This is a genomic window from Actinotignum inguinis, assembly GCF_051265835.1.
Taxonomy (GTDB): domain Bacteria; phylum Actinomycetota; class Actinomycetes; order Actinomycetales; family Actinomycetaceae; genus Actinotignum; species Actinotignum timonense.
The window spans coordinates 26,023-35,995 of the sequence record NZ_JBOZDP010000017.1 but is presented as its reverse complement, the minus strand read 5'-3'; the positions used below and the strand labels follow the sequence as shown (position 1 = coordinate 35,995).

11 protein-coding genes are annotated in these 9,973 nt (G+C 61.7%); all 11 read left to right on the top strand.

Going from position 1 to position 9,973, the window contains the following annotated elements; translation table 11 throughout:
• The first annotated feature begins 272 nt into the window (after positions 1-272).
• The 11 genes from mvk to ACRQFC_RS07780 all read left to right on the top strand — a co-directional run bounded on the left by mvk (position 273) and on the right by ACRQFC_RS07780 (position 9,970).
• Positions 273-1,253: a mevalonate kinase gene (mvk, locus tag ACRQFC_RS07830; protein ID WP_087071073.1), complete on the top strand. Its 981-nt coding sequence runs from the start codon at positions 273-275 to the stop codon at positions 1,251-1,253.
• Positions 1,250-2,224, top strand: coding sequence for a diphosphomevalonate decarboxylase (mvaD, locus tag ACRQFC_RS07825; protein WP_087071072.1), 975 nt, complete (start codon positions 1,250-1,252; stop codon positions 2,222-2,224). Before mvk ends, mvaD begins: the two co-directional genes overlap by 4 nt.
• A 73-nt stretch (positions 2,225-2,297) precedes the next feature.
• Positions 2,298-3,419 (top strand): phosphomevalonate kinase, encoded by a 1,122-nt coding sequence (locus ACRQFC_RS07820; RefSeq protein ID WP_234984531.1) that lies wholly within the window; start codon positions 2,298-2,300, stop codon positions 3,417-3,419.
• Positions 3,416-4,576 (top strand): type 2 isopentenyl-diphosphate Delta-isomerase, encoded by a 1,161-nt coding sequence (fni, locus tag ACRQFC_RS07815; RefSeq protein WP_087071071.1) that lies wholly within the window; start codon positions 3,416-3,418, stop codon positions 4,574-4,576. Before ACRQFC_RS07820 ends, fni begins: the two co-directional genes overlap by 4 nt.
• Before the next feature lie 37 nt (positions 4,577-4,613).
• Positions 4,614-4,898 carry a type II toxin-antitoxin system RelE/ParE family toxin gene (locus ACRQFC_RS07810; RefSeq protein ID WP_087071070.1) on the top strand — a complete coding sequence of 95 codons (285 nt, stop codon included), beginning with the start codon at positions 4,614-4,616 and terminating at the stop codon, positions 4,896-4,898.
• Positions 4,873-5,172, top strand: a complete 300-nt coding sequence (locus tag ACRQFC_RS07805) for a HigA family addiction module antitoxin (RefSeq protein ID WP_087071069.1) — start codon at positions 4,873-4,875, stop codon at positions 5,170-5,172. Before ACRQFC_RS07810 ends, ACRQFC_RS07805 begins: the two co-directional genes overlap by 26 nt.
• Before the next feature lie 257 nt (positions 5,173-5,429).
• The gene (locus tag ACRQFC_RS07800) at positions 5,430-5,771 is read left to right on the top strand and encodes a helix-turn-helix domain-containing protein (RefSeq protein ID WP_087071068.1); all 342 of its coding nucleotides are present in this window, start codon (positions 5,430-5,432) and stop codon (positions 5,769-5,771) included.
• Between the two features lie 778 nt (positions 5,772-6,549).
• Positions 6,550-7,473: a transporter substrate-binding domain-containing protein gene (locus tag ACRQFC_RS07795; RefSeq protein WP_087071067.1), complete on the top strand. Its 924-nt coding sequence runs from the start codon at positions 6,550-6,552 to the stop codon at positions 7,471-7,473.
• A gap of 169 nt (positions 7,474-7,642) precedes the next feature.
• Positions 7,643-8,302: an amino acid ABC transporter permease gene (locus ACRQFC_RS07790; protein ID WP_087071066.1), complete on the top strand. Its 660-nt coding sequence runs from the start codon at positions 7,643-7,645 to the stop codon at positions 8,300-8,302.
• Complete coding sequence (locus ACRQFC_RS07785; protein ID WP_284897077.1) at positions 8,286-9,083, top strand: amino acid ABC transporter permease; 798 nt, start codon at positions 8,286-8,288, stop codon at positions 9,081-9,083. The genes ACRQFC_RS07790 and ACRQFC_RS07785 overlap by 17 nt, the downstream gene beginning before the upstream one ends.
• Positions 9,080-9,970 (top strand): amino acid ABC transporter ATP-binding protein, encoded by an 891-nt coding sequence (locus ACRQFC_RS07780; RefSeq protein WP_234984529.1) that lies wholly within the window; start codon positions 9,080-9,082, stop codon positions 9,968-9,970. The genes ACRQFC_RS07785 and ACRQFC_RS07780 overlap by 4 nt, the downstream gene beginning before the upstream one ends.
• Positions 9,971-9,973 lie beyond the last annotated feature (3 nt).

Below are 9,973 nucleotides of genomic sequence, written 5' to 3'. Positions count from 1 at the left end.
TCAATAAGGCCGACTTTTCGTTGGTATGACAGGGCAAACTCCCGGTATAAGACCCACCATTTGTCTATTAGCCCGGCCTATCGGCGCAATGCCGTTTTTGGCGGTTGTTCTATAAGGCTCAGCGCACCGCCGAAAACGTGGCGCGCGCTATCCTCACCGTCACGCCACCAAATTCTCGGTACCATAGGGGAATGACCAGCGCGGAGCCGTGCCCCGCGCAGCCAGGGCAAGTACAGGTAGGCCGCTCGCGGCCGTGACAAGGAGCCGCACAGTTGAGCCAATCGCAATCCTTCGCGTTCGATACCCAAACCCGTATCCCCAAGGTACGCATCGGGGTCGGCCGCGCGCACGGCAAGGCGATCCTATTCGGCGAACATGCCGTGGTCTACGGCGCCCCGGCCATTTCCCTACCCGTCCACGTACTTCCCGTCATCGCCAACGCCACCATCACCACCGGCGAATCAACCATCAGTTCCGAACTTTATCGCGGCCCGGCCGCCACTGCCCCGGAGCGCCTGAGCCCCGTGGTTGCCGCTATTGACGCCGGCCTCGATTTCGTGGCCCCGGGCAGCTCCGCCCACGTCACCATTTATTCCGATATTCCTTACGAGCGCGGGCTGGGTTCCTCGGCCGCGGTCGCTGCCGCGATCGTTTCGGCCATCGCCGACGCCGCGGGAGTGCACCTCTCGTCCGCCGAGCGTTTCCTCCTCATCCAGGTAGCGGAACGGGTGGCCCACGGGCGCCCTTCCGGCATGGATGCCCACGGCGTCGTCGCCGATACTGTTATTAAATTCCAGCGCCCGGACGTCACGCCCCTCATCGTGGCGCGCCCCCTCCACGTGGTTATCGGTGATTCCGGGGTGCCCGGCGCTACCCGGCAGGCCGTCGGTTCGGTGCGTGAGCTGCGCGAAAAGTTCCCGGCCAAAGTGGAGGCCCTGGTTGCACGCCTGGCCGGATACGCGGCGGACGCGGAAATGCAGCTCGCAACAGGAGACTGGGCGAGCATGGGGGAGAATATGTGGCGCGCCCACGCCACGCTCGCGCAGCTCGGCGTCTCCTCCCCGGAACTGGACACCATGGTAAACGCTGCTCACGGCGCCGGGGCGCTCGGCGCGAAGATGACCGGCGGCGGGATTGGCGGTTGCGTTATCGCCCTGGCAGAGAACAGTGTTCACGCGAAAGACATCGCAGCGGCGCTGAGCGCGGCGGGCGCGGCAAACGCCTGGTCCACCTGGGTGGAGGCCAGCAAATGAGCACCGCGCGCGCCCACCCGAATATTGCCCTCATCAAATACTGGGGGAAAGCGGATGACGATCTCATGCTTCCCGCCGCACCTTCCGTTTCCCTTACCCTCGATATTTTTCCGACGACGACGACAGCCCGCCTCGCCCCCACCGCCCAGCGTGACCGACTCATTCTCAACGGCCACGAAGCGAGCGAAAAGGCGCTTAGCCGGGTAGAGCGGGTGCTCGATGTTATCCGCGCACAGGCCGGGCGCAGCGAAAAACTACTGGTCATCAGCGACAACGAAGCTCCAACCGGCGCCGGGATGGCCTCCTCAGCTTCCGGATTCGCGGCCCTGGCGCTCGCGGCCACCACCGAATACGGGATGGGTGTAAACACCGCTCACCTCTCTCGCCTGGCTCGGCGCGGTTCGGGATCGGCTTCGCGTTCCGTTATTAGCGGGGTGGCGCTCTGGCATGCCGGAACAGATGAAGAATCTTTCGCTGAAGAAATCCCGGCCCCGCCGCTGGCCATGGTCTCCGTGGTATTAAACACTGCTCACAAGAAAATCACTTCCCGGGAAGCTATGGTCACCACCCGCGCTACCTCGCCGTACTACCGCGGCTGGGTGGAATCCACTCGTGAGATGGCCGCGCAGATGGTGGAGGCCTGCAAGGCGGGGGATATGCGGCGCATCGGCGAACTCACCGAGCTATCCGCGCTGCGCATGCACGCCCTCATTATGAGCTCCGACCCGCCCATTCATTACCTAACGTCCGCATCCTGGCGCGTTTTTGAGCTGGCCCGTACCCTGCGCGGCGTGGGACTGGATGTGTATGCCACCGCGGATGCCGGCCCGAATGTGGTGCTCCTGACCCGCCCCGAGCTCGCCGCTGAAGTGGCACGCCACGCCGAAGCCCTCGGCAAAGTAAACATTGCTCACGCGGGGAACGGTGCTTACCTGGTAGCGGAACCGGAGTCACACCGCGCGGTGTCCTAAGCCGCCGGCGTGAGAGCAGCCACGCGGTGCGTTACAGTTGCCGAAGGAACGTGGGAAGAACACGGGAGGTGTTGTGAGCGAAGCAGGTAGCTTGAGCAGGGCAGATAGCGTGAACGGAGCAGATACAGAGCAGTCATCCGCGCGCATCCACGCCAATGCGCCGGGCAAGCTCTACATCGCGGGGGAGTACGCCGTGGTGGAAGCCGGCCGGCCGGCAATCCTCATCGCTGTGAACCGTTTTATTGACGTTGTTCTTAGCCCGGCGGAAGGCTCCGGCCTGGTGCGTTCGCACGGCAACGGTTTCGCACCCCTCTACTGGCGCCACGAAAATGCCCTCCCTGTTTTTGACGATATCGGCTCCGATTACGCCGCCAACGCCATCCGCACCGTGGAAGCGCTGCGCAGCGAACGCGGCTTGGAGGCCCGCCACTACAACCTCGATATCACCTCCGGCCTGGTCGAAGAGGACGGCCGCAAATACGGCTTGGGTTCCTCGGCCGCGGTGACGGTGGCTATCGTGGATGTGCTCAATCGTTTTTACGATCTCAAACTCACCCTGGAGGAACGCTACAAGGTTGCGCTGCTTTCCGTTCTGGAGCGGGCCCCGCGCGCTTCGGGCGGGGATATTGCTGCTTCCACCTACCGAGGCTGGGTCTACTACCGCTCCCCGGACCGCGCGGGCTTGAGCGAATACGCGCGCAACCACAGCGTGACCGAGACTCTGAGTGCCCCGGCCTGGGATCCGTGGGCGGTGGAATCACTGCCCGCTCCCGCCCGTGAAGAACTCCTGGTGGGCTGGACGGGCCTGCCCGCTTCCACCGAGCACCTGGTTTCCGGGGTGCAGGCCCGCTCGCGCGGCGCCTACTTCCCCGGATTCCTGGACGAATACGAGGACGTGGTGGAACGCCTGGCCACCCAATTGCGCACCGGTGGACGCATCGGCGCGGAGATCACCGCCGCGCGCCGGCTCCTGCGCCAGCTGGGCGCCAGCTCGGGTATCACCATCGAAACCGAGCGCCTGACTCATTTATGCGACGTCGCCGCCGAGCTGGGGGGAGCTGCCAAATCATCCGGAGCTGGCGGGGGTGACTGCGGGATCGCCCTGGTGGGAAGCGATGTGGATAAAGACGCGGTGTATCGGGGTTGGCGCGCGGGCGGCGTCGAACCGCTGAACCTCGCGGTGGTGGAAGGATGAGCGCGGTGAACGCTGCCGGCGCGGCTGGGGCTAGCGGTTCGCGCGGTATGGGCGATGGAGCCGGTGCTCAGCAGGATACTTCCCGGGCGGCGCGCAAGGACGAGCATGTGGCCCTCGCGCGGGCTCAGGAGATCCGCCGTAATGATTTTGATTGCGTGGCGCCGGTTCATCACGCGCTTGGCGCGTGCGACGTCGCCGCGGTGGACTTGTCCACGCAGGTCGGGCCCTTCACGTGGCCGCTGCCTTTCTATATCAACGGGATGACCGGCGGGACGGAAGCGACCGGGCGCATTAACCGGGTGCTGGCGATCGCGGCGCGGGAAGTGGGCGTGCCGATGGCGAGCGGATCGGCCTCGGTGGCCCTTGATGATCCGGCTACGGCTTCGTCTTTTACTGTGATTCGGGAAGAAAATCCGCGCGGTTTCGTTATGGGCAATATTGGGGTGGGACGTAGCGGCGCGGATGCTCGGCGCGTGGTGGAGCTTCTGGACGCGGATGCCCTCCAGCTGCATCTCAATGCCGGGCAAGAAATTGTTATGCCGGAAGGCGAGCGGGAGTTTTCCGGTTGGCGCGCCTCGGTGGAGGAGATTGTGGCGCAGGCCGGCGTACCGGTGATCGTCAAAGAAGTGGGATTCGGGATTTCGCAGGAAACGCAACGTGTGCTCGCGGATCTTGGGGTGCAGGTGGTCGACGTCGGGGGAGTGGGCGGCACGGATTTCGCCCGCATTGAAAATTCCCGGCGGGAAGCGCGTGAATACTCGTATTTAGCGGGCTTCGGGCAGTCTGCCGCGCTGTGCCTGCTTGAGGCGGAGGCAGGAAGCCGGCTTGACCTGCTAGCTTCGGGCGGGGTGCGCACTCCTTTGGATGTTGTCCGTTCGCTTATTTTGGGGGCGCGTGCGGCCGGTGTGGCTCGCCAATTCCTTGAGCTGGCGGTTCAGGGGGAGGAAGCTGCTGTGGCCGGTTTGCGTTCCTGGCGGGATCAGGTGCGCGCGCTGCTGGCGCTGCTCGGGGCGCAGACGGTCAGTGCGGCACGGCAATGCCAGGTGCTTATTACCGGGGAGCTGGCCGAACGGGCCCGGCTGCGCGGCGTCGATCTTGAGGCGTATGCGCGGCGTGAACGAACGCATAATACTTCGCGCAATGCAACAGGCATATAGTATTGCTAATACTCTCGGGTGGCGTTAGTATTGAGGGGTGAGAGTACGTGACCCTGATCTGTACGCTTTCTTCCTGGGAGGCCCCTACCCAAGGCGTTATCCGGCCGGTTTGCAAAAGCAACTTACCCGGCGCTTGCAGATGCTGAACGCTGCGAGGACTGTGCACGATCTTCGCCAGCCGCCGGGAAACCGGCTTGAGGCGCTTTCGGGTAATCTCCGCGGGTATTGGAGTATCCGCGTGAATAATCAATGGCGGGTTGTGTTCCGCTGGGATAATGAAGCACAGGAGGCTTACGATGTCCATTTCCGTGACTACCACTAACCAGTATCTTTCGACCCCGGGCGAGATTCTGAAAGAAGAATTTCTTGAGCCTTTGGGGATCACGCCTTACCGCCTCGCCAAGACTATCGGGGCGTCGCAAACGTCCATTGGGGAGATTATTTCCGGTAAGCGTTCTATCAGTGTTTCGATGGCGTTTAGGTTATCGAAGGCTCTCGGGACAACTCCGCAGTTTTGGGTGAATTTACAGCGCGATTTTGACATTCTCTCTTTTGACGCATCTGAAGTTGAGAGTATTAATCCGCTTGTTGCCTAATTCATTGTCAGGTGCGAGTTGAATCTGCGTGCTTATCTTTATCAAAAAAGGGCACTCAACGCTCAACTCTGACCGTCATGCATCTCCCCATATTTCGCGCCCAAGTTTTCACAACTACTCGACACTGGCCATGTGCTCAAAAACTGTGAGGAACAGGTGTCTTGCATTTGAGTACGTCCCAGGCTGCCGACTATTGACGGGCTACGCTCCGCATTATTTTAGATATCAGTGATGCAGTACTAACGAGGAGGTTAACGATGGAGTTGGTGAATGATTACACCCTGTCGGTAGGCCAGCAGGTTAAAAAATATCGCACTCACCAGGGACTTACGCGCGAAGCACTTGCGGCAATGGCGCAGCTTCCGCTCGATGCCGTAGTGAAGCTTGAATCTGGGATGGGTGATGTTGAGGGAGCTGTTCTTTATCAGCTCTCGGTCGCTCTCGACGTGAGCATTGAAAGCCTTCTTTCGCTCGCTGATGTCGGTGACAAGGTCAGCTATACCACTTGTTCCGGGACGGACAAGTCGGATGTGGAAAAGATGCGCGACGCCGCGCTCGGCTATTGTGCCGACCTTGAATTCGTGTCAAGCGCGAGTTAAATCTGCACGACTCAGGCCAATGACTCGCCTTCCTAAGATATATAAAAGTAGAAGATGTATAAGATGTAAAAAGTAGTAAAGGTCGAGATCTGCGGATAAGGATTGCGACTGATCCGTTCAGATCAACAGGTAATTTGAGGGCCGTCGTATCATCTTCTCTTTGACTCGTCCGTAGTGGATAGCGCTGCGCCACTCGTTTCCTGCGGTATTTTCCCGGAACTGTACTGCGCTCGTACGACACGTGAAATACATCTGTGAAAAACATGCCGTCTCCCGCAGGGGCTCCTGTGATTGTTGGGGTACGTGAGGTTGCCGCGTCTGAGCGTTGTGTCTGTGTAGAACAACGCCGCACCGCAGTCGCACCTGACCAGCCCTCATAACCCCACTCCCACACCACCTTATGAGATGTCCCACAGAGATGGTTCTTTCCTCAACTGGATTTCTGCGCGATGAGCGCCTAACGTAATCCCCATGGCGAACAGGACCACTCAGATGCACACCGCGATGCGCGGTGCCTGCGTGCGTACCTGCATGTGCCCCATGTGTTGCATGTGTTGCTGTCGCTAGTTCGCCAGCGGAACCCGAATAATTAGATGCCCTCCTACTGAAGACCGGGCATTTTCGGATAAGCCAGCGCGGACAAGCGGTACCCCGGCGCTCAATTCCCGGGAATAGCACAAGTGTGGATAATGCGATGTCCGCGGTGGCACGGCCTTGCGTCTCGTTCCCAAAATCCCGCATTATCCACGGTCACCCCAACACCAAGTAAGGAAGAACCGTGGCAATTGCACAAACCTCACGTATTCGTCGTCGCGTCCTGGGCGGGCTGTCCGCCCTGGCAGCGTTCACCATGGCCCTTACCGGGTGCTCCAGCCCGGATCTATCCGGCTCGGGTGACTCCGCCACCGGCACCGCCGCCGATTCCGGGACCGGCGCGGCGAGCGCCACCGTGGGGGCCCGCACCCCTGAACAGATCAAAGAAGCCGGCTCGATTCGCATCGGCACCTTCGCGGACAAGGCACCTTTTGGCTCGCTGGTCGGGAAAAACACCTACGAAGGCTACGACATCGTTTACGGTGACCGCCTCGGTAAAGACCTGGGCGTCAAAGTCGAGTGGGTCCCGGTGGATGCCTCCTCGCGCGTGGAATTCCTCAAGTCCGGGAAAGTCGATGTTATCCTCGCGAACTTCACAGTGACTCCGGAACGCGCCGCGCAGGTAGACTTCGCCAACCCCTACATGAAGGTCTCCTTCGGTGCCGTTTCCAGCGCGAAGGAGCCGGTGCGTTCGGAAGCGGAGCTCGCGAATAAAAATATTATTATCGTCAAGGGCACCAGCCAGGATGCGTGGATTACCGCCAACCACCCGGAATGGAAGGTAACCAAGTACGAGCAGTACACCGAGGCCACCAATGCCCTCACCGACGGGCGCGGGGATGTGTGGATTACGGATAACACCGAAGCCCTCGCCTTCACCGAACAGAACAAGGATTTCGTGACCGGAATTGCCTCCTTCGGGGAAGAATCCACCATCGCTGCCGCCGTACAGCAGGGAAATACTGAGCTGCGCGACTGGATCAATAACAACCTCGTGGATCTCGGCAAGGAAAACTTCTTCCACAAGGACTTCGAGCAGACCCTCGCCCCGGTTTACGGCACCGCGATCTCTCCCGATGAACTCGTCATTGAGGGAGGGGCTCGCTAAAAGTTCCTCCTCCCTCACGCGCGGGCCGCCCGGCACCAAAAATCGTCCGGCCCCAAAATCGCCCGGCTCCAAGAAAAGCCGCCTGAATCGGCTCAACAACCGCCCGGCCTCAGCTAACCGCCCGGGTGGCCCGCGCCGGGGGAGAGTGAACCTCACGCGAGGAGACTCCATGGATCTATCAGTACTGAGCGAAGCGTGGCCCCTGTACCTGCAGGCCATGCTCGTCACGCTCCGCATCGGCGCCATTGGCGTGGCCGCCTCCCTCCTCCTCGGCTGGGTGTGCGCGGCGCTCGCGCATTTCCGGGTGCCTATCGCGCGCCAGCTCGTGGCCATCTACATCGAGCTTTCGCGCAATACCCCGCTCCTTGTTCAGCTTTTCTTCCTCTATTTCGGCCTCCCGAAAATCGGCCTCACCCTCACCGGGGAAACCTGCGCGATTATCGGGCTGACGTTCCTGGGCGGCTCCTATATGGCCGAAGCTTTCCGCTCCGGCTTGGAATCGGTGCCGCGCATCCAGCACGAATCCGCCCTCGCCCTCGGGCTCACCCGCCGCCAGGCCCTCACCCGGGTCCTGCTCCCGCAGGCCGTCGCCGTGGCGATGCCGGCACTCACCGCGAATATTATTTTCCTCATCAAGGAAACCTCGGTGGTGTACGTCGTTGCCGTTCCGGACCTCATGTACCTGGCCCGCGAACATATGGGTCTGCAATCCACAACGCAGGAAGCACTGCTCCTCCTCACGGTGTGCTACACGATTATTCTGCTCCCCATCGCCCTCGGGGCGCGCTGGCTGGAAGGGAGGATGCGCCGCTATGCTGCCGTTCGCTAACGTCACCCTCGCTTCCGTATCCGCGTATTTTACGACGACGCACGGCGCCCTCGCCTCCCTGCCCGCTCGCTTCACCTCCGCACCCGCGCCCGCCGTTCCGACGAGCGGCGGGGAAGGCTGGCGCCCGCTCCTCGACCCGGAGAACCTCTCCCTCCTCTTCCAAGGACTGTGGGTCTCGGTGCGCATCGCCCTCATCGCGATGGCGCTCTCCCTTGTATGTGGCACACTCTTGGGCCTGGTCATGGACGTGCGCTCGCGCCTGGTCCGTTTCCTCACCCGCGCCTACGTGGAGGTGCTGCGCATCATCCCGCAGGTGGTGCTCCTCTTCATCGTCTACTTCGATTCCACTCGCACCTTCCACCTCGATATGTCCGGCGAGCTCGCCGCGATTATCGTTTTCACCCTGTGGGGGACGGCGGAGATGGGGGACCTGGTGCGCGGCGCCATTGCCGCCGTACCCGCCCACCAATACGAATCGGCACGCGCGCTGGGGCTCTCCACCCGCCAGCTCCAGCGCCACGTGATTCTTCCGCAGGCCATCCGCCAGCTCATCCCCCTCACCGTCAATCTCACAACCCGCATGATTAAAACGACGGCGCTTGTCTCCCTCATCGGCGTCATCGAAATCCTCAAGGTTGCCCAGTCGAATATCGACCGGGAACGTTTCGACTACCCGGATGCCGCCCTGTGGATCTACGGCGCGGTCTTCCTCATCTACTTCGTGGTCTGCTACGCGATTTCCGCATATTCACGCTACTTGGAAAGGAAACTAGCACTATGACAAGCCCGGCATATTCCCAGCCCCTCGACCCTGAACTCGCCTCCGGCTCGCACGCCCTAGGCGCCGCCACCACCAGCCCGAGCGCCTTAGGCGCCGCATCCGCCCCCAGCCCGCTCGCTGTGCGTGGCGCGGCCGGGCATGCACAAACGCTGCGTTTAGTCGACGTTGATAAAACCTACCCGAATGGCGTGCATGCCCTCCAAGGTGTCTCGCTTGAGGTGGCGCCTTCCGAAGTTGTCGTCGTCGTCGGCCCATCTGGATGCGGTAAATCTACGCTACTGCGCACCATCAACGGACTGGAGGATATCCAATCCGGAAGCATTTCGTACGGCGAGCAGAACCTCGCGGAACCGGGCACGGACTGGACCGCGGCGCGTGCCCGCATCGGGATGGTTTTCCAGAATTACGAACTGTTCCCGCACCTATCCGTCCTCGAGAATCTGCTCCTCGCCCCGCGGGTGGTGCGCAAGGCGCCCGCCGGCCCCACGCGCGAACGTGCCCTGGCGCTGCTGGAACGCGTCGGGCTGGCGAGCCGCGCCGATGCGCGCCCCAGTCAGCTTTCCGGCGGGCAAAAGCAGCGGGTGGCGATTGTGCGCGCGCTCATGATGGAGCCGGAGGTGCTGCTCCTGGACGAAATCACCGCCTCGCTGGATCCGGAGATGGTGCGCGAGGTGCTCGATGTGGTCCTCGAGCTGGCCGGCGGCGGGATGACGATGCTGCTCGTCACCCACGAAATGAATTTCGCGCGGGCGATCGCGGACCGCGTGGTCTTCATGGACGCCGGGAAAATCGTGGAAATTGATAGCCCCGAGCGTTTCTTCACCAGCCCCGCCTCTGAGCGCGCCCGCGCTTTCCTCAAGACATTCGTTTTTGAGCCGGTAGACTGAGCG

Coding starts and splice junctions, on each gene's coding strand:
- ACRQFC_RS07800 (WP_087071068.1), top strand. CDS start 5,430: ATGGAGTTGGTGAATGATTACACCCTGTCGGTAGGCCAGCAGGTTAAA.
- ACRQFC_RS07805 (WP_087071069.1), top strand. CDS start 4,873: ATGTCCATTTCCGTGACTACCACTAACCAGTATCTTTCGACCCCGGGC.
- ACRQFC_RS07790 (WP_087071066.1), top strand. CDS start 7,643: ATGGATCTATCAGTACTGAGCGAAGCGTGGCCCCTGTACCTGCAGGCC.
- ACRQFC_RS07785 (WP_284897077.1), top strand. CDS start 8,286: ATGCTGCCGTTCGCTAACGTCACCCTCGCTTCCGTATCCGCGTATTTT.
- ACRQFC_RS07780 (WP_234984529.1), top strand. CDS start 9,080: ATGACAAGCCCGGCATATTCCCAGCCCCTCGACCCTGAACTCGCCTCC.
- mvaD (WP_087071072.1), top strand. CDS start 1,250: ATGAGCACCGCGCGCGCCCACCCGAATATTGCCCTCATCAAATACTGG.
- fni (WP_087071071.1), top strand. CDS start 3,416: ATGAGCGCGGTGAACGCTGCCGGCGCGGCTGGGGCTAGCGGTTCGCGC.